This is a genomic window from Azospirillum sp. A23, assembly GCF_042938965.1.
GTDB classification, from domain to species: domain Bacteria; phylum Pseudomonadota; class Alphaproteobacteria; order Azospirillales; family Azospirillaceae; genus Azospirillum; species Azospirillum melinis.
Genome location: NZ_CP170665.1, coordinates 169,108 through 191,115 on the forward strand (window position 1 = coordinate 169,108; position 22,008 = coordinate 191,115).

General features: G+C 66.6%; 16 protein-coding genes, 1 pseudogene and 1 other annotated feature. Of the genes and pseudogenes, 11 read left to right on the forward strand and 6 right to left on the reverse strand.

Annotated features, from left to right (window positions below):
• The first annotated feature begins 230 nt into the window (after positions 1-230).
• The 5 genes from ABNQ40_RS08820 to ABNQ40_RS08840 all read left to right on the forward strand — a co-directional run bounded on the left by ABNQ40_RS08820 (position 231) and on the right by ABNQ40_RS08840 (position 5,548).
• Positions 231-2,165, forward strand: coding sequence for a tetratricopeptide repeat protein (locus tag ABNQ40_RS08820; protein ID WP_109047219.1), 1,935 nt, complete (start codon positions 231-233; stop codon positions 2,163-2,165).
• Positions 2,166-2,219: 54 nt separating this feature from the next.
• The gene (locus ABNQ40_RS08825) at positions 2,220-2,978 is read left to right on the forward strand and encodes a class I SAM-dependent methyltransferase (RefSeq protein ID WP_109047218.1); all 759 of its coding nucleotides are present in this window, start codon (positions 2,220-2,222) and stop codon (positions 2,976-2,978) included.
• Complete coding sequence (locus ABNQ40_RS08830) at positions 2,971-3,891, forward strand: class I SAM-dependent methyltransferase (protein ID WP_109047217.1); 921 nt, start codon at positions 2,971-2,973, stop codon at positions 3,889-3,891. The genes ABNQ40_RS08825 and ABNQ40_RS08830 overlap by 8 nt, the downstream gene beginning before the upstream one ends.
• 93 nt (positions 3,892-3,984) lie before the next feature.
• Positions 3,985-4,790, forward strand: a protein-coding gene (locus tag ABNQ40_RS08835) for an IS5 family transposase (protein ID WP_391346110.1) whose coding sequence is annotated in 2 segments (ribosomal slippage) — positions 3,985-4,312 and positions 4,312-4,790 — 807 coding nt in all. Because the reading frame shifts where the segments join, the coding sequence is not laid out codon by codon here.
• 140 nt (positions 4,791-4,930) lie between these two features.
• Positions 4,931-5,548 carry a CatB-related O-acetyltransferase gene (locus ABNQ40_RS08840; protein ID WP_109047228.1) on the forward strand — a complete coding sequence of 206 codons (618 nt, stop codon included), beginning with the start codon at positions 4,931-4,933 and terminating at the stop codon, positions 5,546-5,548.
• 38 nt (positions 5,549-5,586) lie between these two features.
• Here the strand turns inward: ABNQ40_RS08840 and ABNQ40_RS08845 are convergent, their stop codons facing one another.
• Entirely contained in the window at positions 5,587-6,720 is a 1,134-nt protein-coding gene (locus ABNQ40_RS08845; protein WP_158285519.1) for a glycosyltransferase family 4 protein, read from the reverse strand.
• A 364-nt stretch (positions 6,721-7,084) separates the two neighbouring features.
• Here ABNQ40_RS08845 and ABNQ40_RS08850 point away from each other — a divergent pair, with 364 nt between their 5' ends.
• The 3 genes and pseudogenes from ABNQ40_RS08850 to ABNQ40_RS08860 all read left to right on the forward strand — a co-directional run bounded on the left by ABNQ40_RS08850 (position 7,085) and on the right by ABNQ40_RS08860 (position 10,306).
• On the forward strand, positions 7,085-8,902 hold the full coding sequence (locus ABNQ40_RS08850) for a tetratricopeptide repeat protein (RefSeq protein ID WP_109047226.1): 1,818 nt from the start codon (positions 7,085-7,087) through the stop codon (positions 8,900-8,902).
• A gap of 90 nt (positions 8,903-8,992) precedes the next feature.
• Positions 8,993-10,083, forward strand: a pseudogene (locus ABNQ40_RS08855) (IS3 family transposase).
• Positions 9,277-9,408: a sequence feature (AL1L pseudoknot), on the forward strand. It overlaps the preceding pseudogene by 132 nt.
• On the forward strand, positions 10,049-10,306 hold the full coding sequence (locus ABNQ40_RS08860; RefSeq protein WP_146255356.1) for a hypothetical protein: 258 nt from the start codon (positions 10,049-10,051) through the stop codon (positions 10,304-10,306). Before ABNQ40_RS08855 ends, ABNQ40_RS08860 begins: the two are co-directional and overlap by 35 nt.
• 79 nt (positions 10,307-10,385) lie before the next feature.
• On the opposite strand, the gene ABNQ40_RS08865 is transcribed toward ABNQ40_RS08860, so the two are convergent.
• A complete protein-coding gene (locus tag ABNQ40_RS08865) occupies positions 10,386-11,567 on the reverse strand; it encodes a glycosyltransferase family 4 protein (RefSeq protein WP_109046943.1) in 1,182 nt (393 codons plus the stop codon).
• Between the two features lie 179 nt (positions 11,568-11,746).
• Between ABNQ40_RS08865 and ABNQ40_RS08870 the strand changes: the two genes are divergently transcribed.
• Positions 11,747-12,715: a GDP-L-fucose synthase gene (locus ABNQ40_RS08870; RefSeq protein ID WP_282187134.1), complete on the forward strand. Its 969-nt coding sequence runs from the start codon at positions 11,747-11,749 to the stop codon at positions 12,713-12,715.
• Positions 12,716-12,896: 181 nt separating this feature from the next.
• Here ABNQ40_RS08870 and ABNQ40_RS08875 read toward each other — a convergent pair whose 3' ends face one another.
• From ABNQ40_RS08875 to ABNQ40_RS08890, 4 genes are read right to left on the reverse strand one after another with little or no spacing between them, the layout of a single operon-like run.
• Positions 12,897-14,012, reverse strand: a complete 1,116-nt coding sequence (locus ABNQ40_RS08875; RefSeq protein ID WP_109046945.1) for a hypothetical protein — start codon at positions 14,010-14,012, stop codon at positions 12,897-12,899.
• Positions 14,013-14,033: 21 nt separating this feature from the next.
• The gene (locus ABNQ40_RS08880) at positions 14,034-15,098 is read right to left on the reverse strand and encodes an NTP transferase domain-containing protein (protein WP_109046946.1); all 1,065 of its coding nucleotides are present in this window, start codon (positions 15,096-15,098) and stop codon (positions 14,034-14,036) included.
• On the reverse strand, positions 15,095-16,105 hold the full coding sequence (locus ABNQ40_RS08885) for a phosphotransferase (protein ID WP_109046947.1): 1,011 nt from the start codon (positions 16,103-16,105) through the stop codon (positions 15,095-15,097). The genes ABNQ40_RS08880 and ABNQ40_RS08885 overlap by 4 nt, the downstream gene beginning before the upstream one ends.
• Positions 16,105-18,057 (reverse strand): tetratricopeptide repeat protein, encoded by a 1,953-nt coding sequence (locus ABNQ40_RS08890; RefSeq protein ID WP_109046948.1) that lies wholly within the window; start codon positions 18,055-18,057, stop codon positions 16,105-16,107. Before ABNQ40_RS08890 ends, ABNQ40_RS08885 begins: the two co-directional genes overlap by 1 nt.
• Positions 18,058-18,419: 362 nt before the next feature.
• Here ABNQ40_RS08890 and ABNQ40_RS08895 point away from each other — a divergent pair, with 362 nt between their 5' ends.
• Entirely contained in the window at positions 18,420-20,576 is a 2,157-nt protein-coding gene (locus tag ABNQ40_RS08895) for a peptidase domain-containing ABC transporter (RefSeq protein WP_109046977.1), read from the forward strand.
• 12 nt (positions 20,577-20,588) lie between these two features.
• Positions 20,589-22,007, forward strand: a complete 1,419-nt coding sequence (locus tag ABNQ40_RS08900; RefSeq protein WP_247879430.1) for an HlyD family type I secretion periplasmic adaptor subunit — start codon at positions 20,589-20,591, stop codon at positions 22,005-22,007.
• The last annotated feature ends 1 nt before the right edge of the window (position 22,008 follow it).

The window sequence follows — 22,008 nt, forward strand, 5'->3', positions numbered from 1 at the left end:
GATCCTGGCAAGGCAAGGGGCGTTGCGCCCGATCCCAGATAAGGCACGGGCATTGTGCCGTATTATCGGCTTTCCGGCAGGGCGATGGAGAAGCCGGGGGCGGCACGAACGGAGTTGAAGCGCCTGTCGCGGAACGATAGGGTGCGCGCCGAACGGGCCGGCCATCCCCGGCGGCCCCGGTCGGGTGCGGCCGTGGAGCCGGGGCCGGAGGCCGCACAGCACGGATTGTCATGGCTACCGTCGCCGAAGCATTGCAGATCGCCGTGGGACTTCAGCGTGCCGACCGCCTGGACGAGGCGTGCGCGGTCTATCTGCGCATTCTGGAGGTCGATCCACGCAATGCCCATGCCCTGCATCTGCTGGGGTTGATCGAGCGGCGCCAGGGCCGGCGGGACAAGGCGCTGGAGTTGATCCGGGCCGCCCTCGACATCGCGCCGGAGATGGCGGACGCCGCCTGCAACCTTGGCAGCACCCTGTCCGAATTTGGCCAGATCGATGCCGCCGCCGCGGCGTATCGCCGGGCGATCCAGTTGGATCCGTCGCTGGAAGGTGCGCATCAGGCGCTTGCCGCGCTGTTGGGCGGGCGTGGCGGGCCGCGCGACTGGGCGACGGCCGCTGTGGCCTATCGGCGTGCACTGCGGCTGAACCCCTACCATTCCGAAAGTTATCACGACCTCGGCATCGCGCTGCGGCAGGACGGGGCGGTGGAGGAGGCGCAGGCAAGCCAGCGAAACGCGCTCGTCCTGCATCCGGGATTTGCCGGCGCCCACATGAACCTGGGCAACCTGCTGGTCGAGATCGGTCATCTCGACGAGGCGCTGACCTGTTTCCGCCGCGCCCTGCTGATCCAGCCGGGGTATGGCAGCGTGCTCTACAACCAGGGCAATGCCCAGCATGCCGCCGGACTGGCCGATGCGGCGGTCGACAGCTATGCCGGCGCGGCGCGTGCTGGCGTCACTCTGGCGCTGACCCGGCTGGCGGACGTGCTGACCGGCCTTGACCGGCTGGGCGAGGCGGAGCAGGTGCTGCGGCTGGCGCTGACCCAGCCGGGCAGCGACGTGCCCGGTGCCATCGACATGCTGTCGGCCCTGCTGGCGCGCCAGGGGCGGCATGAGGAAGCCCGGCGCTTCTTCGCCGAATACCGCTATCCACATGCCGCCGATCCCGCCATGTTCCGCATCGAATGCCTGACCGCGGTCGCCGAGAACTGGCTGGCCGCCGGCGAGACCGACCGCGCGGTGGAGGTGCTGGCCGGGGTTCATGGCCATGGCAGCCGCTTTTTCACCGTGAAGTCGATCGCCGGGCTGCAGCAATCCCTGGCCCGGCAGGGCCGTCGGCTGGAGCGTCCGGCCAACCCCGACCCGTCCCTGCCGCGCATCTGTTCGTCCACGCTGGCGACCCATGGCCGCTTCGCCCACAACGCCCTGGAATATGTGCTGCTGCGGCTCTATGCCGAGAAGTTCGGCTACCGGCTGGAGACGCCGGACTGGGTCGGCGGCCATTACTTCGATCTCGACGATCCCAGGCCCGGCGGCGGGCTGAAGCCGATGCATTTCGGCCGGCGCATCCTGAACGACCTGGTGACCGGGCGGCGCGACGACCCGCGCCCCGGCGTCGACATCCTCTCGCCGCTGTTCCTGTTCGACTACCGCGAGGAGTGGCGCGAACGGGTGCAGTCCTGGCTGCGGCCGCGGCCCGACTGGCTGCCTTATGTCGATCCTGTGATGCAGGCGTTGAAGGCGCGCGGCAACACGGTGGTGGCCCTGCACATCCGCCGCGGCGACTTCGTCTGGTTCCGCTACACCATCACCGAGACCTCCTGGTACGTCGACTGGCTGAAGGCGCTGTGGCCGACGCTGGACCGGCCGGTGCTGTACATCGCCACCGACGACCCGGCGACCATCGGCGACTTCGCGGAGTTCGCTCCGGTTTCGCTCGACGATCTGGCGAAGGACGGGGTGGTGGAGCCGTGGAAGGGGCTGGAGTTCCTGCAGGATTTCCACGTGCTGATGAACGCCGACGTGCTGGGCGTCAGTGCCCAGAGTGGTTACAGCCAGCTGGCGGCCCTGCTGAACCGCAACGCCCGTCTGTTCGTCGAACCGGATGCGGCGGCGCAGCGGATCAGGCCCTATTCCCCCTGGACGAGTTCGTCCGGCACCCCTTAAGACCACCACCATCACGATCAACGCGACGCCCTCAGCGGGCGGGAGGGCAGCCCCATGGATCTCGCGACCAAGGAATTTTACGACGACTTCTGGCCCCGTTTCGTGCCGATCTACGACGAGACCAAGAAGTACATGCTGGAGACGCTGACCGAGCGGCAGATCGGCCGGGCGCTGGATGCCGGCTGCGGCCACGGCATCTGCTCCGTCATCCTGTCGGAAATGGCGGAGCAGGTGGTGTCGGTCGACGTCTCGTCGGACAGCCTCGCCACCGCCCGCCAGCAGGCCCAGCGCTTCGGCCGCGACAACATCGAGTTCCACCACCAGGATCTCCAGGAACTGGACACCGACCTCGGTCCGTTCGATCTGGTCTGGTGCTGGGGTGTCGCGATGATGGCGCCCGACCCGATGAAGGTGATGCGCAACCTGATGGCCGTCACCAAGCCGGGCGGCACCGTCTATCTCGGCCTCTACCTGAAGACCTGGCTGTCGCCGGTCCATGAGGGCGTGCGCCATTTCTGCCGCGCCTACATGGACACGCCGGCCCGGCGCAAGCTGGTCGGCGGCTTCTTCACCGGCCTGACCAAGGTCGCCTGCGCGCTGAAGGGGCAGGAGATCAACCGACGCGCCGACAACGTGTCGATCCAGGCCCAGGTCGAGGATTGGTACTATCCGCCCTACAAGACCTTCTATTCGATTGAGGAGATCGTGGCGCTGTTCGAGCGCAACGGTTTCAAGGCAGACTGCATCCAGGACCGGCTGGGCCGGATGAAGAGCGCCACGATCTTCGTGATCCGGGCGACGAAGAATGGCTGAGGCGGCGGCGGGCCGGCAGGACCGGACGGCTCCGCCCGACTGGGAGGAACTGGGCCGGCTGCTGTCCCGCGGCTACATCGACAGCGGCTTCATCGGCGGCGTCACCCGCGTGCCGGTGAAGGACGTCGTGCGCGACATGCTGTCGGAGGCGCGCGCCGACGAACAGGTGGCGGAACTGCGGCGCACGGCCGCGGCCGCCGGCGTCGATGCCGACAAGGCCCGCATCCTGGAGGTCGGGTCCGGCTGCGGCATGACCGTGGTGCGCGGGCGCACGGCGCACGGGCTGGACATCCACGGCATCGAGCCCAGCATGGGCGAATACAGCTCCACGCTCGACGTCTGCCGCCGGCTGATCGACCATTACGGCCTGCCGGCCGACGCGGTGCGCGACGCCACCGGCGAGGCGATCCCCTTTCCGGACGCCAGCTTCGACATCGTTTATTCCTCCAACGTGCTGGAGCATGTCGGCGATCCGGCGGCGGTGCTCGACGAGGCGTTGCGCGTGCTGAAGCCGGGCGGGCTGCTGCTGGTTGTCGTGCCGAATTACGGCTCCTGGTGGGAGGGGCATTACGGCATCCTGTGGCTGCCACGGATGCCGGCCGGGCTGGCGAAGCTCTATGTCCGGCTCTTCGGCCGCGACCCATCCTATGTCGACACCCTCAACCTGATCGACCGTTCGTGGTTCGACCGATGGCTCCGCCGCCATCCCGGCAGGCTGGAGGTGCTGGATTGGGGCTGGAGCGTCTTCGAGCAGCGCCTGCGCACGCTGGGCTTCGGCGACTGGGCGGCGCTGTCGGTCGCCAAGCGCATCGTCACCTTCGTCCACGGCTCCGGCCTGCTGGAGCCGGCGATCTGGCTCGCCCGGCGCCTGCATTGGGAAACCCCGATCATCTTCGTAGCGCGCAAGCGGTAAGAACTGCGCAGCCAGAACCACGCAGGCATCCGGCCATGATGCCGTTTGGCTTAGAACACCTAACAAAACGGCGTTTGGGCTGTTGAGAGGTGTATGGCTTCCCCTGTCGTCTCCGACGCCCTTTGGGCGCTGATTGAACCGTTGCTCCCACCGGAGCCGCCCAAGCCGAAGGGCGGGCGGCCTCGGCTGGACAACCGCGCCGCTCTAACCGGTATCCTGTTCGTGTTGCGCTCGGGCATTCCCTGGGAACTGCTGCCGGTGGAGATGGGGTGTGGTTCGGGCATGACCTGTTGGCGCCGGCTGCACGAATGGCAGCAAGCCGGCGTCTGGGAGCGATTGCACCGCGTGCTGCTCGATCGGCTTGGCTACGCCAACGCCATCAACTGGGATCGCGCGGCGGTGGACAGCGCCAGCGTTCCAGCAAAAAGGGGGGTGAGGAGACCGGGCCGAACCCGACGGACCGCGGCAAACCGGGCTCCAAGCGCCACATCCTCGTTGATGCCAACGGCATCCCCCTCGCCCTGAGAATTTCGCCGGCCAACCGGCATGACAGCAAGCTCCTGGAGACGTTGGTCGATGCCGTGCCGGCAATCCGCCAATGTGCGGGCCGGCCACGGCGCCGACCAGCCAAACTGCACGCCGACAAGGGCTACGACTTCGCCCACTGCCGGCAGGCGCTACGCCGGCGGGGGATCATTCCACGCATCGCCCGGCGTGGCATCGAGAGCAGTGAGCGCCTTGGCCGACACCGATGGGTGGTCGAGCGGACGCTCGCCTGGTTTGCCCGCTTCCGCCGCATCGCCGTCCGCTATGAACGGCGCGCCGATATCTTCACCGCCTTCCACCACATCGCTGCCAGCCTCATCTGCTGGAGATTCGTCCAGAGATGGTTCTGTTAGGCGCTCTAGAGCGCGGCTCAAAACCTCTCCTGGGATGATCAAAATCAATGGCTTGGAACCACAGAGGCGAGATTTTGATCCGCGCTCTATGGCCGATCCGAAAATCTTCACATCTTCTGCAATGACCCGGTATTCAAATCATGTACATAAAATTCAATCACAAATGTACAGATCAGGATAGCCGCTACGGTTTCAACGTGAACGAAAGCCCTTGCGTGGTTTCTGTTGGGTCATTCACGTATTTCTCCGATCCTCTTGAACTCGTTACCTATGGAGAGCCGGGAAAGATCGAGATCGGGAAATTCTGCTCGATCGCAGATGGGGTGCGTATTTATTTTGGCGGCATGCATACCATGGATGGCGTCTCGACCTACCCGGCAGAAATGCTGGCGGAGTGGATGCCTGAACTTGCCGGGCCGAACAGCACGTCCAGCAAAGGTCCCGTCGTCATCGGCAATGACGTATGGATCGGAGAAGGGGCATCCATACTCTCCGGCGTCATGGTGGGCGATGGAGCCATCATCGGTGCGCGCGCCGTCGTGTCCCGGAACGTCCCGCCCTACGGCGTGGCGGTCGGCAACCCGGCAAGGGTCGTCCGTAAACGGGTGCCGGACGCCGATGCCGACTTCCTTCTGTCGATACGCTGGTGGTCCTGGCCCAACGATAAAATCCGCAGGTTCGCCCGCCTTATATTCGGCGGCGATGTGGAGGCGTTCCGCCTTGCCGTAAGCCGCGAACCCGAAGACCTCCAGGACTGACCAGGGTCCCGCGTTCCGGTGGCCGGAACGCAGCCAGGTCAGCGCCCCGTCCGGTAAAGGGCGATCAGTGACTTCCATTCCAGAGCGCGGTTCTCCCAGCGGTAATTGGCGCCGATCGTCTGCCGCTGGTGCCGGAGCGAGGCCTGGAGGTCCGCTCCGTCGCCGTCGCTCCACTGCCCGATCTTGGCGACCAGGGCATCGGTGAAGGCCTTTTCGAAGTCTTCCCCGCCCTCTGCATAGGGGACCATGGTGGCGAAGCCGGCCGCGCTTTCCGGCAACGCGCCGCGGTCCGTGCAGACGAGGCTGCAGCCGGCGGCGAGCGCCTCGATGGGGGCGATGCCGGAGGTCTCCTCGAACGCGGTGGGGTAGGCGACGACGGCGGTGTTCAGCAGCCGCTCGGTCAGGCGGGCATGGGACAGCGGGCCGCGATAGTCGACGCCTTCCATCTTCATGCCGCTGAGGAGGCGGTGGATCGGGTCGTCGGCCTGCGCGACGCCGTAGATCGACTGCCCGGAATAGACGGCCAGCGTTGCGGCCGGGCATTCCGCCCGCACTGCCGGCCACAGCTTCAGCAGGGTTTCCAGCCCGCGCGTCGGCGCCGAGACATAGGCCACCTCCAGCGCCGCCCGCTTGGCTGCGAACAGCCCCGCCTCGTCGTCACGCCGCCGCAGGACGAAGGGGTTGCAGGCGTTGCGGATCACATGGCACCGCTCCGCCGGGACGGTGTCCTTGAACCGCTCGATGAAGACCCGCTTCTGCCATTCGCTGACGAACACGATGCCGTCGGCGGAGCGCGCGTGGTCGGTGTCCAGATAGTGGGCCAGGCATTTCAGGTCGTGAAACCACACGTCGTGCTGGATGTGGACCCACAGGAAGACGGGTACGGAGGGGAGAAAGCGCTTCACCGCCGTCACGTTGTCGGCGTTGTTGCTGACGATGACCGCGTCGGTCCCGGTCAGGTCCCCGGCGGTGACCTTGGTGCAGTCGACGATCCTGACCCCACTACGGCGCGTATCCTGGTCGCCGGCGATGGCGAGCAGAACCTCGTGCCCCTCGGCTGCGAGGCTATCGGACAGGTAGATCAGCGACGAGGCGATCCCGCCCATTCCTTCCGTTTCGCTGTAGGCATCGCTCGCCTTCGAGACACGGGAGTCGATGATGAGGAGCTTCATGGGTCGAAAAGTCTCTTCGGAAGGACATCGGGCGGCGGATGGCACCCACCGGTGCGGTTCACGAGTTATAGGCTGCCTGCGCGCCGGTTTCATAGCCTCTCCATCCGAGGGGCGGGCAGTCGGACTGGGTGGTGGTCTAGACAGCTGGCGTCAGGTGTCCCTGCATCCGGAAGTCTCCTTCCAGGAAGGCCGCTGAGGGGCCAGCCCCAACGCCATCCCAACGCCGGCCCTGGGTCGATTGACCGGCCAAATCCGCCTGTGCTATCCCGCCGACACCGCCGAAGGACCGGCAAGGCGCCGTTTTCTTTGCCCCACATCCTTTGTCCCAGCGCCTCTCCCCACCATTCCCGGTCAAGGCCACGCCATGGAACAAGACACCGCCCGTGCCATCGAACTGTACAAGGCCGGACATGGCGGGGAGGCGCTAACCCTGGCAGAGCAGGCGCTGCGCACCGATCCCGCCGATTGCAACGCCCTGAACCTGGCAGGCGTCATCCTGTTCCAGGCCGGCCGGCTGGAGGAGGCGGAGCAGCGGCTGAGGCAACTGCTGGCGCATGAACCGCTGTTCGCGCAGGCCCGCATCAATCTGGCCGTGGTGATGCAGGAACGCGGTGCCCGGCGGGAGGCCGCCGCCCAGTTTCGCACCGTCTGCCTGCTGACCCCCGATGATGTGGAGGCGCAGAACCGGCTGGGCGGCCTGTTGCACAGGCTTGGCGACTATGACGGAGCCGTGCGCCACCTGCGCATCGCCGCCCGGCTTCTTCCCGGGAACCCCGACCAGAAGGTCCTGCTGGCGGTGGCGCTTCTGTCGAGCGGCGCCCACGCCGATGCGGTCGAGGTGCTGACCGAAGCCCTGGCGCAGCAGCCCGACCATGACGATGCCCGCAACCATCTGGCTTCCGCCTGGCTGTCTCTCGGCCGGCCGGAGCTGGCGGAAGAGGTCCTGTCGGCGAATGGCGAAACCACGGCTGGGGAGGAGGCCGCCGCCACGCTGGCCCGTGCCCGGCTCTACCGGTGGCTTGCCGAGGAGGCCTGTCTGCCGCATGCACCTGAAGGGCTTCTGGTGCGGGCGCCCTTCTCCGTGCTGTCGGGTTACGGCGACTTCGCCCAGCATTTCGTGCGCAGCCTGATGGAACGGGGAACGACGCTGCGGCTGGCCGGGCTGAAGGGCGAGGAAAGCTGGCGCCCTGCCTTTGCCGATCCGATCCTGCAGGCGGCGGCCCGGCGGCTCGGTACCCCGGTGCGGGCGAGGCTGGCGCTTACCGTGCTGACCCCGCCGCTGGTCGAACCGGTTCCCGGTTTGCCGACGGTCAACTACACTATGTTCGAGGGGCCGCGCATTCCCCCCGCTTGGGCCGCCTGCAGCCGCGGTCACGATCTGGTCGTCGTGCCGACCGACTCCTCGCGGCTGGCCTGGATCGCCGCCGGCCATCCGGAAGACCGCATCCGCGTCTGTCCGCCCGGCATCGCCCCCAATCCCGCCGATGCGGCGGCACAGCCGCTGCCCATCATCGGCCCCCGCGGGCGGGCAGTGATGGACTACCGGGTACGGGTTCTCAACATCTCCGACTTTGTCGCGCGCAAGAACCTGGGCGGACTGCTGCGGGTCTGGCTGCGCGCCACCCGCGCCGACGATGACGCGATCCTGATCCTGAAGGTGGGGAAGGGCGGGGCGGCGCTGGCCGGCGAAATGCGCCGGCTGGTCGAGCAGGGGATGCGCGCCGTCGGCCGGCAGCTGGAGGCGGCGGCGCCCATTGTCCTGCTGACCGAGCGCTATGACGAGGCGGGGATCGCCGGCCTCTATGTCGTGGCGACCCACTATCTCAGCCTGTCGCATGGCGAGGGCTGGGATCTGCCGATCACCCGGGCGGGTTGCCTCGGCGCCGGCCTGATCGCCCCCCGGCACAGCGCCTATACCGCCTATCTGGACGACCGTGTCGCCCATCTGATTCCCTGCGTCACCGGCCCAGCGCTGATGCCCTACAGCAGCGACTATTATCCGCCCTTCCACGGGCTGGACTGGTGGCACCCGGACGAGGACGCCGCGGTCGACATCCTGGCCCGCGTCATCCGCGATCCCGAGGGCGAGCGCCGCGACGCCGCCCGCCACCTGATGGACAACTTCACCTGGGACGCCGCCGCGCAGCGGCTGCTCGACGCGCTGGATGGGGTGGGAGGCTGACGGCGGAGCCGCGCATCGGCAGGCCGGAAACAGGAACTGAACCGCGCCGGGTTTTCCGGATGCCCCATCATCTGAGAGAGTGGGGTCATCATGACGAAGCAAGCATCGCCCAAATACGCCCCTGAAGTCCGCGAGCCCGCGGTTCGGATGGTGTTCGAACACGAAGGCGAGCATGCCTCGCAGTGGGCGGCGATCAGCTCGATCGCGGCGAAGATCGGCTGCACTCCCGAGAGGCTGCGGAACTGGGTCCGGCAGGCCGAGCGTCACCAGCGCAAGCGGTCAGGTCCGACAACGGACGAGCAGGAACAGATCAAGGCGCTGGAGCGTGAGGTGCGGGAACTGCGCCAGGCGAACGAGATCCTACGCAAGGCGTCGGCATATTTCGCTCAGGCGGAGCTCGACCGCCCGTTCAAGAAATGCCCGTTCACGAAATGATTGCCTTCATCGACGTGCACCGCGTCGTTTACGGGGGCGAGCCGATCTGCCGAGTGCTGCCGATCGCCCCGTCCACCTATTATGCCCATGCCGCCCGGCGGGCCGATCCGTCCAAGGCGCCAGCCCGCTCGCGAAGCGACGCGGAGCTGAGTTTGGCTATCCGACGGGTTTGGGATGATAACTTCCAGGTCTATGGGGTTCGCAAAGTCTGGCGGCAGTTGCGGCGGGAGGGTATCGACGTGGCACGCTCCACGGTAGCCCGACTGATGAAGCAGGTGGGCTTGAAGAGAGCGATGCGTGAAGGTGGTGCGCACCACGATCAGCGACAGGGCGGCGCCCTGTCCCGCCGACCGGGTGAACCGCCAGTTCCAGGCACCACGCCCGAATGCCTTGTGGGTGGCCGATTTCGCGTACGTCTCGACATGGCAGGGCTTCGTCTCCGTGGCTTTCGTCATCGACGCCTTCGCCCGCCGGATCGTCGGCTGGCGGGTGTCCAGCCCTCCGTCGGCAGCGTCGGCGATTCGTATGACAACGCCTTGGCCGAAACCATCAACGGCCTCTACAAGACCGAGGTGATCCGCCGCCGCGGGCCACTGCGTACCCTGGAAGCTGTCGAGTTCGCCACCCTGGAGTGGGTCGACTGGTTCAACCACCGGCGCCTGCTCGAACCCATCGGCAACTTTCCGCCCGCCGAGGCCGAAGCACGCTACTATGCTCAAACCGAGCACGTCGCCATGGCGGCGTGACTCAACCAACCCGGCCTCCGGGAAACCCGGCGCGGTTCAGTACCGCGAGTACTTCGAAGCCAAGGGGCATCTGAACCTTCCCAGGCAGGAACCTCCCAGAGCCGGAGGCAAGGTCCTCCTGCTGGATTTGCTCGGGACCGTGTTCCACAAGCTGGCGGAGTTGTTCGGAGTGGCATCGGAACTGTTCCAGAAGCTTCTGGGTATGGCGAAGCGTCTGTTCTGAGCCGGTCCTTGCCACCGGAAACAACCGGTGGCAAGGGCGGATACCGGAGGCCGTCGGGATTTCGGCGGCCTCCTCCTTCCTATTGCATGGCGTCGACGAACGCCTCGGCGAAGGCGCGCCAGCTGCGCTCGGTGCGGATGAAGGCCTTGGCGCGCGCGGCGCGCGCCTTGGCTGCGGCACGGTCGGCGTAGAGCCGCTCCAGCGCCTCCACCAGCTCGTCGACCGAGGATTCGCCCCAGCCGAAGCGGCTGCCGTCGCGGTCGGCGACCGGAACCTGACGGTCCAGCGTCAGGCACAGGTCGTCGCCCTGGGTCGGGCTCTTCAGCAGGTCGCGGTGGCCGGTGTTGTTGGACAGAACCACCGGAACCCCGCAGGCCATCGCCTCCATGGCGACGAGATTGGTCGCCCCCTCGCAGCGGTTGGGGAAGACGGCCGCGTGGCAGTCGGCGAGGATCCCGGCGATCTGGTGGCGGCCGAGGAAACCCAGATCGACGAAGCCCTCCTCGTCGGCGCCGTTCTCCATCGCCCAGCTCTTCACGTCGATCATGTTGTTGGGCAGGACCCGCGGCGGCTTCGGCGCCAGCGGCGATTCCGCCATCGTCATGCCGACCTCCGGCCAGGCGTTCTGCCAGGCGGTGACCAGCAGCGCGTCGGGATGGCGCTGACGGAAGGCGCGGAAGGCGGCCAGCACGATGTCCTGGCCCTTGCGGAACTCCAGCTTGCCGCCGGAAAAGACGACGAAGCGGTCGCCGAAGCGGCCGCTCGGTTCCGCCTCCACCATTTCGGTCGGGTCGATGCCCTGAAAGGCGAGGCCGACATTGTCGAAGCCCCAGATCTCCAGAAGCTGCTTGTTGTAGGTGGAATGCACGACGATGCGGTCGTACTGGCGGGCGCGGGCCATCACCTCGGGCGTGAAGCGGGTGTCCTCATAGGCGATGACGCCGATGTTGCGCCGGCCGCGGAAGCGCGTCGACGGACCGCCTGCTGTGAAGCCGTTGCCCAGCGCGTGTAGGACGTCGAACTCCTTCAGCAGCAGCATGTGGCCCTTGGCGTTGTCGGCCATGGTGGCGATCTGCTGGTAGGGGGCTTCCAGCGGCTGCAGCTTTTCGCGGTTTTCCGGGCGCAGGGTGCCCATCAGCGGCTTTTCCAGCAGCAGCAGCGGCCGCCCGACATCGGCGAGGTAGAGGGCGGTGTGGACACCCACCAGTCCCCAACCGTGGACCTCCGTGAGCTGCCAGGTGAAAGCCAAGTTCGGAATCATGATGGAAACCCCAATTCTGGGAGCAGGTCCGCCAGCCCAGGCGGGCGCCGGGCGGGCGCCGAGCGGCGGGAAGATCCCGCGCCGGGGCGGCGCTTGTCAAGCCGAGCGGAGCGGACTGGATTCCCTGCCTGCCCGATGCTACGACAGCGGCGGCTTTCCATAGCGGGATGGTGCTCAAGGTGCGGACGGAATCGCTTTTCTCCCTGGAGGGCAAACGGGTCTGGGTGGCCGGGCATCGCGGCATGGCGGGCGCCGCCGTCGTCCGCCGGCTGGAGCGCGAACCCTGCGACCTGCTTACCGTTGGGCGCGACCGCGTCGACCTGCGCCGCCAGGGGCAAGTCGAGGACTGGATGGCCGAAGCGAAGCCGGACGTGGTCTTCGTCGCCGCCGCCACCGTCGGCGGCATCCTCGCCAACTCCACCCGGCCGGCCGAGTTCCTCTACGACAATCTGGCGATCGAGACCAACATCATCCACGGCGCCTACCGGACGGCCGTGAAGAAGCTGGTCTTCCTGGGATCCTCCTGCATCTACCCGCGACTGGCCGAGCAGCCGATGCGCGAGGACGCTCTGCTGACCGGCCCGCTGGAGCCGACCAACGAGTGGTATGCCATCGCCAAGATCGCCGGCATCAAGATGTGTCAGGCCTACCGGCGCCAGTATGGCTGCGACTTCATCTCGGCGATGCCGACCAACCTCTACGGCCTGAACGACAATTTCGACCTGCAGGGGGGGCATGTCGCCGCAGCATTGCTGGCCAAGATCCACCGGGCCAAGGTGGAGGGGCTGCCCTTCGTCGAGCTGTGGGGCACCGGAGCGCCCAGGCGCGAATTCCTGTTTGCCGACGATCTGGCCGATGGCCTGGTCTTCCTGGCCCAGCATTATTCGGGCGAGCCGCACGTCAATGTCGGCACCGGAAGCGAGGTGTCGATCCGGGAACTGGCCGAGCTGATCCGCGACGTCGTCGGCTATGAGGGCGAGTTCCGCTACGACACCTCCAAGCCGGACGGCAGCCCGCGCAAGCTGATGGATGTCAGTCGGATGAGCGAGATGGGCTGGACCGCGCCCACGTCCTTGCGCGACGGCTTCGCCACCACCTACCGCTGGTTCCTGGAGACTATCGACCGCGGCGGCCTGCGGGGGGTGTGACCGCCAAGGCCACCGTGCAGGGCATCAGAACCTACGTCTGCTCCCTCGGCCCGCCGACGGCGACGGCATCCGGCGTGCTGGGCAGCAGGTTGGGGGCGTGGCCGGCGTGGATTGCGCCTGGATCGGCTCGGGCAGCGACCCGTATGGTTCAGCAGGAGAGAGGCATAGCAGAGCCCTTCCGTCAGCCCAGCGCCGCCTCCAAACCGGTCGCGGCGATCAGGCCGGCGCGGTAGCGGCGAAACATCTCCCGCCGCTGGGGAGAGGGGCTGAACGTCCGCGCCGCCTCGACCTGATCCAGGATCAGGCTACGGGCCGACGGGTCGGCCATCGTCCCGGAGAAGATGGCGTCGGTCCACTCCTGGCTGCCACAGTAGAGCAGCCCGAACCCGTCGCATCGGCGCCTGTAATTGTCGAGGAAGACTGTAGGGTCCACCGCGTCGACGTAGTGATTGGCCCCGGAAATAGCAAAATTTTGGCCGGACAGGCTCTCTTCACGGACCAGCGTGACCCTGCCGTTATAATGTGGACGACCAATCAGGAAGTAATTTTTCAGTATCCAGAGATAGAGCGCCACATACTGCCAGTATATGGGCCTAGCCATATTGTAGCGGATGACGCCGACGCGGTCGGGCTGGCCGCCGTAGGTCATGTGCAGGACTTCGCCATATTCTTCCAGAAGGGGGAAATGGCGGGAGAACGGATAGCAATAGCGCCGGATTTCGGCGGAGGATGGGATGTTGGGCAGGCGTTGGTCAGGCCGGTCCAGGAAGAAGTTGTTCAACTCGAATGACATGTCGAAGTTGCACAACTGCATGGCGTCGTGGCGCGTCGCCAGGAACAGCAGGTCGTTCACGTAGAAAGGGGAGGTCGCTTCGAACTGCGGTACCCAGACCCGGCGTTCGAAGACGAAGGGATCGCGGCACGGCGGCGGCGCATCCATCAGGCGTTGGGCGAGCGCCGGCAGGGCGTCCAGATCGAACAGGATGTCCGGCCGGCTCTTCAGCACCAGCGCGTTGGTCGGCAGGACCCGCAGGGCGCCGTACAGCAGCGTCATCTGGTGGAAGTAGCTGTGCGGCACCGTCACGCCGGACGGCGGGTTCAGCCCGATCACCTGGATGCCCGGATGCCGGAACCGTTCGAGCAGAGAGGCGTGGGCCTCGACCTCGCTGTGCCAAGTGGCGATCACCGCGCCTGCGACCTGACCGCGCTCGATCAGCCCGACGACTTGGCGCAAAGACAGTTCGAACAGATGCGGTGTGCGGATTTGCCCGCAGAAGGCAATGTGAAGTGCGCTCATCCTGCTCCTCCGGTTCGGGCGTCACGCCCCGGCGATGAAGTCGGACAGACGCCCGACGTTGCGGAGGATGTTCACCGCCTCGGCAGACGGGTAGGGGTTGGACGGCGCGAAGTCGTTGACCAGCACCCGCGGGCCGTGGTGGCACCCCATCACCAGCGCGTGCCAGGACAGTCCGGCTTCACGGAGCACCGCCTCGACCTTGGCGCGCAACTCTTCCGGACGGGCGGTGACGAAGACGAACTGGGCGCCTTCGGCCTGCAGGCGGCGCAGGGAGTCCACGTTCTCGGTGATCGGCTCGTCGGGATCAGTCCAGTAGGGCGGGAAATATTGGCCCTTGTTCTTGACCACCACCCCGTCGAAGTCGAGGAAGAAGGTGCGCATGCGCTGCTGCAGGTCGGTCCATTCGCGCAGGGTGCCGGCATCGACCAGCCCCTCCACCTCCACTCCCAGGAACACCGAACCGTCAAGAACCGCCTGGGAGATCAGGTGCGAGATGAAGATCTCGCTGTTGCGGTCGTTGCGCATCAGCGCATCGAAGATATCGCAATATTGCCTGGCCGAATTCCAGACATAACCTCCTACGTTGATGAAATTGGACTCGACCGACTTTTCCCAGATGTTGGCGACGATGCCCTGTTCGTTCAGCGAGACGAAGCTTTTACCGGCGACGTTGGTGACGCCGGGGTTTCGCCGCAGATCTGCGATGCAGACGAAGTTGCTGTCCTGCGGTACGTTCGGCAGCGAGAACCAGCTGTCGGAATCCTTGATGATCACCGGCCCGTCGACCCCGGCGCGCCGGATCATCTCGTAAGCGGTTTCGGCCGGACCGCGCGTTACCTCGTCGAAGACGACGATCTCCACATCCTCGCCCAGCGCCCGGTGGATCCCGGCGGTGGCGGTATAGCGTTCCTCATGCTCGCGCAGGATGCCGACGACCACCCGGCTGCGGGCGACGCCTTCAAGCGAGTCCAGTGCCCGGCGCAGCATCAACGCGCCGTCGGGCGTCGACAGCATCCATTTCGGTCGCATGTTGGGATAACGGCTCGACCGTCCGGCGGCCGGGAGAAGGATGGTGTATCCGCTCATGGGAAGGTCGCGTCCTTGTCGATGTCTCGGATGCGCCGGAGAACGAAGGCGAGGACTTCGTCCGACCGGCAGTAGGGCACGATACGGAAAAGCTGGAACTGGGTCAGCACCGGCAGCCGTTCGCGCAAATCGGGCCAGAGGGGGTGGGTGTGGCCGTGCAGCAAAGCGGCCAGCTTGGCGGCGGCGATACGGAGGCCACGGCCGCGCGGGCCGGATCGTTGTTCGTCCGGTAGATTGCGCAGGAACCAGTGGCCGCACAGGTCCTGGTGCAGCTTGGCGACATCGAGCCAGCAGGAGTTGAGCGGCCCGTCGAGGAAATCGATGAAGCAGAGCCCACCGTCCGGACGCCGCAGCACGTTTTCCACCGTCATGTCACCGTGCCCCTGGGAGGCAGGGATGCCGCTCCAGTCATGGGCGGCGAGGCGGGCGGCGGTCTCGCCAATCACCCCCCGCATCCCGCCCGGGTCGTTCCCGCCCTCCAGGCAGGGCGGAACGGCGGCGGCGACGGCGGCGATCTTGTCCAGGAACAGGCCGGCAGGCAGGCAGCCGGACGCGGTCGCCGCCAGCCCGCGCAACGTGGCGGCAAGCGAGCGGGCGACCGTGTCGAACAGGGCGCTGTCGCCATGCTCCAGCACGTCCCCCAGATTCTGGCCCCGCACATACTCCATATCGAAGCAATAGCGCCCGTCCAACTCGCCGCCCTCCAGCAGTCCGTCCTTCAGCACCGCAGGGCAGGGCAGGCCCAAGGCCGCCATCTCGCCCTGCTTGTGCCGCTGGTCGCGCAGCCGGGCGTTGTAGTCGGCGGAGCCGGAGATTTTGCGTACGCGGTAGGCATCGCAATCGCGCTCCCGCAGCAACAGCAGACGGCAGCCGGAATGCCCGTGCAGCTCCTTCACCAGGATCAGCCGGCCGTCGTCGTCCGGCAGAGCCAGCCTAGCGGCGGCGGTATCGGCGGCGACCGTCCCTAGCCCCTCCCCAACCTTTCCATTCACTGCCGTCCCGCTCATCACCCTTTGGCCACCCAGTCGCGCCACATGGCGCGGTAGGCCGCCTCGACCCCGCGGGCGAAGCCCTTGTAGTCGGTCAGCGGGGCGGCGTTCAGCCGGCTGCGCATCGTCCGGCGCAACTCCGTCAGACGGTCCGCGTCGCCGGCAAGCGCCACTGCGGTGGCGATGTAGCCCTCCATGTCGGAGGCCACCAGTTCCGTCAGGCCGCAATGGGTCAGCAGGCTGGCGCCGACGCGGGCGACATGGTTGGCGCCCGTCACTGTCACCACCGGCACACCCATCCACAAGGCCTCGCAGGTGGTGGTGGTGCCGTTGTAGGGGAAGGGGTCGAGCCCGATGTCGATGCGGTCGTAGGCGCGCAGGTGCCCGTCGGCCGCGTCGATGCGGGCCAGAAGCTCTATCCGGCCGGCGTCGATCCCCCACTGGACGAAGGTGTTCAGATAGCGCCGGCGCGTCTCCTCGTCGCCCATCTGGGCGCTCTTGACGATCAGGCGCGAGCCCGGCACCCGCTTCAGGATCTCCGACCAGGCACGCACCACCTCCCCCGTCACCTTGGAGGTGTTGTTGAAGGAGCCGAAGGTAACATGGCCGTTGGCGCGGAACGGCGGTTCGGCCGGCGGGGCGACGTCCAGCGGCGGGCGGTAGCTGTGGAAGCCCTGCGGCAGCCTGACGATGCGTTCCGCGCTCAGCCGGTCGGCCTCGCCCGGCGGCTCGGCGATGGCGTCGCTGAAGCGCCAGTCGATGGCGCGCATGCCGGTGGTGTCAGGATAGCCCAGCCACGTCGCCTGCACCGGCGCCGGCTTGCGGGCGAACAGGGTCAGCCGGTTGTTGGCGGTGTGGCCGGTCAGGTCGACCAGGATGTCGATGCCGTCCTGCTCGATCAGCGCCGCGGCGCGGGCATCGTCCACCCCGACCAGCGACCGCCAGCCGTCGGACAGCCCCTTCAGCCGTTCGGTGACCATGTCGCAGCGTGAGGACGCGGGGTAGCAGAAGACCTCGAAGTGCCCGCGGTCATGCTCGCGGATCAGCGGCTCCGCGAAGAAGGCGACCGAATGGGCGCAGAAGTCGGGCGAGACGTAGCCGATGCGCAGCCGGCGATCGGGATCGCGCAGGTTGGCATGGCGCCTGCCGGCGGGCAGCAGCGGGTCGGCATGACGCTGTGCCCATGCCATATGGGCCCTGAAGATGGTCTCGGGCGGAACGGCCGGGGTATAGTGCAGGGCCAGCAGCAGGTTGGAATGCATCAGGGCGTGGGCGGGGTGCGCCTCCAGCCCCTTCTGGAAGACGGTGACCGCCTCCTCGATGCGTCCCATCTCCTTCAGCGTTTCGCCCAGGTTGTTCCAGGCCTCGGCCGACTTTGGATCGGCCTTCAGCGCGGCGACGAAGCACTCCACCGCGCGGGTGAGTTCGACCGCCCCCTTGTGCAGGTCGCCCAGGTTGCACAGCGCCGCCGCCATGTCCGGCTTCAGGCGCAGCGCCTCGCCATAGGCGGCCTTGGCCGCCTCGCGGTCGCCGCGGTTGCGCAGGATGTTGGCGAGGTTGAAATGGGCCTCGGCATACTCGGGCTTCAACCGGATGGCGGTGCGCAGCGCCTCCTCCGCCTCGGCGCTTCGGCCCATGTCCTGCAGCAGGCAGCCATGGTTGCTGTGGACGAAGGGATCGGCCGCGTTGCGGGCAAGCGCCCGGCGGTAGCAGCCCAGCGCCTCCTCCCAGTCGCCGCGGGCGCGCAGGATGATGGCGAGGTTGTTGTTGGCGTTGGCGTGGCCCGCATCGGCAGCCAGCACGGCGCGGTATCCGGCCTCCGCCTCGGCCGTCCGGCCTTCCCGGTGCAGGCTCAGCGCCCGGCCGAAGCCGGCGTCCCCTGCCGAAACCGCCGGAGCCAAACTCTGCGGGGAGGGGGCCGGAATGGCCGGGCGCTTGGCCCTGGCCTGCTTGTGTGAAGGCTTTTTCATCGGGCTGACCGCTTGGCGTTAAGTCTTCGTCGGCAGAAGAGCCGTCCTGCCGGTCGATAGCAATGACCATGCGCTGCCGCAAGCGGCATCTCGTCTCCGGATGGATGTGCCGCAACGGCCACATGGGGTGGAGACATATGATGGATGGCGGATGGGGCCTGGGACAGATGGCTTGCCGCTGTTGGGCCAATTCTGCTATCTCAACGGGATCGCGTGGCTATGCATCGTTCGCAAGTGGCGGACTCTACGCGCTTCGTCGCGCCCTGGGCCCCAAGGAGCGCATGGTCGATCGAAACCGGGTGACCGAACGGTATGAAGACCTTGCCTTCGCGACGCATTTCACATTTTTCACGGCGGTTCCCATGACCCTAGCTGCGGAAGTCCCCTGCGCCCACACCGGGCTGCATTCCCTGGCTGTCGTCGCGCGCCAGCGTGGCCTCGACGTTTCGGCCGAGCGGCTTCAGCACAGCAACGTCATCGGAAACGAGGAGCTGGACACCGCGCGCCTGCTGCGCGTCGCCAAGTCCATCGGCCTGAAGGCCGAGGCGGCGACGCTGGACTGGGACGATCTGGGCAAGCTCCATGATGCCTTCCCCGCCATTCTGCGCCTGCGCAACGGCAACTCGATGGTGGTGGTCGGCTTCGGCAAGCAGGGCGACACCGACGTCGCCATTTTGCAGGATCCGCTGGCTGGCCAGGAGTTGATCCTGCCGGTCGACCGCATCCGCCTCAGCCAGGCCTGGGCCGGCGAGGTGGTGCTGCTGAAGCGCGACTATGGCCTGACCGACGCCGAGCAGCCTTTCGGCCTGAAATGGTTCCTGGTGGAGATCCTCCGCCACAAGCGCATCTTCCGCGACATCGGCATCGCGGCGATCCTGATGAGCCTGTTCGCGCTCGCCGTGCCGATCTTCTTCCAGCTGGTGGTCGACCGCGTGCTGGTCCACCGCAGCATGGGCACGCTCGGCGTGCTGATGATCGGCATGATCGGCGTCATCCTGTTCGAGGCGGCCTTCTCGTACCTGCGCCAGTACCTGATGCTCTACGCGACGAAGAAGATCGACGCGAAGATGAACGTTCAGGTCTTCAACAAGCTCGTCGGCCTGCCGATGCATTACTTCGAGCGGGTATCGTCGGGCGAGATCGTCAAGAACGCCCAGCAGGCGGAGCGCATCCGCAACTTCCTGACCGGCCAGCTCTTCATGACGCTGCTGGACACGGTCTCGCTGGTCGTCTTCCTGCCGATCATGTTCATGTACAGCGTGCCGCTGACCTTCCTGGTCCTGGCATTCTCGATTTTGATGGCGATCAACATCGGCATCATGATCCCGCTGATCAAAGGCCGGATGAAGGACCTCTATCAGGCCGAGGTCCGTCAGCAATCCTTCCTGATCGAGAACATCCACGGCATGCGTACGGTGAAGTCCCTGGCGCTCGATGGCCGCCAGAAGCTGGAATGGGACCACCGCGTCGCCCGTGCCGCCGAACAGCGTTTCGACGTTGGCCGCATCATGATCATCGGCCAGACGATCGCTCAGCCGCTGAATCAGCTGATGATGGCCTGCCTGCTGGGCCTGGGCACCTATCTGGCGCTGAACGGCGATATGATGATGGGGGCCTTGATCGCCTTCTACATCCTGGCCGGTCGCGTCACCCAGCCGCTTCTGCAGATGGCCCAGCTGGTGCAGCAGTTCCAGGAAGTGTCGATCTCGGTCCAGATGCTGGGCACGATCATGAACCACGCGCCGGAAGAGGGGCGCACCGGCCGCGGCCTGCGCACGCCGCTGCGCGGCACGGTGGAGTTCCAGGAGGTGCGCTTCCGCTATGCGCCCTCCTCGCCGCCGGCGCTCGACGGGGTGTCCTTCACCGCGTCCGAAGGCACCATCCTTGGCGTCATGGGCCGCTCCGGTTCTGGCAAGACCACCGTGACCAGGCTGTTGCAGGGCCTGCACCGGGCGCAGGAAGGCCTGATCCGCATCGATGGCCGGGATCTGCGCGAATACGACCTGGATCACCTGCGCGCCTCGATCGGCGTGGTGTTGCAGGACAATTTCCTGTTCACCGGCACCATCCGCGAGAACGTCTCCGCCGCCAAGCCGGGTGCGACGACCGATGAGATCCTGAGGGTGATCCATCTGGCCGGCGCCGACGAGTTCGTGGAGCGGCTGCCCAAAGGCCTCGACACCATGCTGGAGGAAGGCTCGTCCAACCTGTCCGGCGGTCAGCGCCAGCGTCTCGCCATCGCCCGCGCGCTCCTGACCAACCCGAAGATCCTGATCATGGACGAGGCGACTTCGGCGCTCGACGCCGAGAGCGAGGCGATCGTCCAGGCCAACCTGATGAACATCGCCCGCGGCCGCACCATGATCATCATTTCTCACCGCCTGTCGTCGCTGGTGCCGTCCGACACCATCCTGGTGATGGACCGCGGCAAGGTGGTGGACAGCGGCAAGCATGACGAACTGCTGGTGCGCTGCGACATCTACCAGCATCTCTGGCACCAGCAGAACCGGCACATCTAGGAGCGCGTCCCCTTGACCGCACAAAAGCTTGCGAAAATTGAGACGGCCCGCGTTCCCGCCAACGACGTGGCGTCCCGCGCACCGGCCTCTCCGCTCGACAAGCGGGCCAAGGCACGCGGGAAGGCGGCCGTCGGCGCTTTCCAGAAGGACACGGAGGCGATTCAGAACGCCCCCGATCCGTTCCTGGCGCGTGTCACGCTGCATCTGCTTGGGTTGTTTGTCATCGGGGTGATCACCTGGGCGTCGCTGTCCTACCTGGACAAGATCGTCGCCTCCCAGGGCAAGATCATCTCGACCGATCCCAACGTGATGGTCCAGCCGCTGGAGATGGCGGCGATCAAGCAGGTCCTCGTCCGTGCCGGCGACGTCGTGCATCAGGGGCAGGTGCTGGCGACGCTGGACCCGACCTTCACCCAGGCCGACGTCCTGCAGCTGGAATCCCGCCTCGCCAATGCCGACGCGCAGATCGCCCGGCTGGAGGCCGAGCATGACGGCAAGCCCCTCGTGCCGGTCGTGGATCGCTATGGCTACGGCACGCTGCAGCAGGCGCTGTGGCGTGAGCGCCAGGCGCAGTACCAGTCGCAGATGCAGAATTACGAGGAGAAGCTCGCCCGCCTGCAGTCCAACGTCTCCAAGTACGAGATGGACCGCCTGCACCTGAACGAGCGGCTGAAGGTGGTGCGCGAGATCGAGAACATGCGCTCGTCGCTGCTGGCCACCCAGGTCGGCAGCAAGCTGAACCTGCTGCAGGCCACCAGCGACCGCATCGACATCGAGCGCAATCTGGTCCTGAACCAGAACGAGCTGCAGGGAAACCGCCACGATCTGCAGGCTCAGCTGGCGGAGCGCGACGTTTTCATCCAGCAGTGGAACGGCAAGATCATCGAGGAGCTGACCACCCAGCGCAATGAGCGCGAGGCGCTGCGCGAGCAGCTGACCAAGGCGCGCAAGCGTCAGGCGCTGGTCCAACTGGACGCGCCGGTCGACGCCATCGTGCTGGAGGTCTCACCCAAGGCCACCCCCGGTTCCATCGCCAAGGAAGCCGAACCGCTCTTCACCCTGGTGCCGGTCGGAGCTCCGCTGGAGGTCGAAGCCAACATCGATGCCCGCGACCTCGCCTTCGTCCAGATCGGCGACAAGGTGCGCGTCAAGCTGGATGCCTATCCATACATGCAGCACGGCTCGCTGGAGGGCGAGGTGGCGACGATCAGCGAGGATTCCTTCTCCAACAAGGACAATGCTGGCGGGATGCTCTTCTACCGGGCGCGCATCAGGCTGCTGACCACCACGCTGGACAATGTCCCCTCCAACTTCCGCCTGATCCCCGGCATGCCGTTGGTGGCCGACATCAAGGTCGGCGAACGCCGCATCATCACCTATTTCCTGCGCCCTATCCTGCGCGGGTTCGACGAAAGCCTGCGGGAGCCTTGAT

Coding starts and splice junctions, on each gene's coding strand:
- ABNQ40_RS08820 (WP_109047219.1), top strand. CDS start 231: ATGGCTACCGTCGCCGAAGCATTGCAGATCGCCGTGGGACTTCAGCGT.
- ABNQ40_RS08825 (WP_109047218.1), top strand. CDS start 2,220: ATGGATCTCGCGACCAAGGAATTTTACGACGACTTCTGGCCCCGTTTC.
- ABNQ40_RS08830 (WP_109047217.1), top strand. CDS start 2,971: ATGGCTGAGGCGGCGGCGGGCCGGCAGGACCGGACGGCTCCGCCCGAC.
- ABNQ40_RS08840 (WP_109047228.1), top strand. CDS start 4,931: ATGTACATAAAATTCAATCACAAATGTACAGATCAGGATAGCCGCTAC.
- ABNQ40_RS08845 (WP_158285519.1), bottom strand. CDS start 6,720: ATGAAGCTCCTCATCATCGACTCCCGTGTCTCGAAGGCGAGCGATGCC.
- ABNQ40_RS08850 (WP_109047226.1), top strand. CDS start 7,085: ATGGAACAAGACACCGCCCGTGCCATCGAACTGTACAAGGCCGGACAT.
- ABNQ40_RS08860 (WP_146255356.1), top strand. CDS start 10,049: ATGCTCAAACCGAGCACGTCGCCATGGCGGCGTGACTCAACCAACCCG.
- ABNQ40_RS08865 (WP_109046943.1), bottom strand. CDS start 11,567: ATGATTCCGAACTTGGCTTTCACCTGGCAGCTCACGGAGGTCCACGGT.
- ABNQ40_RS08875 (WP_109046945.1), bottom strand. CDS start 14,012: ATGAGCGCACTTCACATTGCCTTCTGCGGGCAAATCCGCACACCGCAT.
- ABNQ40_RS08880 (WP_109046946.1), bottom strand. CDS start 15,098: ATGAGCGGATACACCATCCTTCTCCCGGCCGCCGGACGGTCGAGCCGT.
- ABNQ40_RS08885 (WP_109046947.1), bottom strand. CDS start 16,105: ATGAGCGGGACGGCAGTGAATGGAAAGGTTGGGGAGGGGCTAGGGACG.
- ABNQ40_RS08890 (WP_109046948.1), bottom strand. CDS start 18,057: ATGAAAAAGCCTTCACACAAGCAGGCCAGGGCCAAGCGCCCGGCCATT.
- ABNQ40_RS08895 (WP_109046977.1), top strand. CDS start 18,420: ATGACCCTAGCTGCGGAAGTCCCCTGCGCCCACACCGGGCTGCATTCC.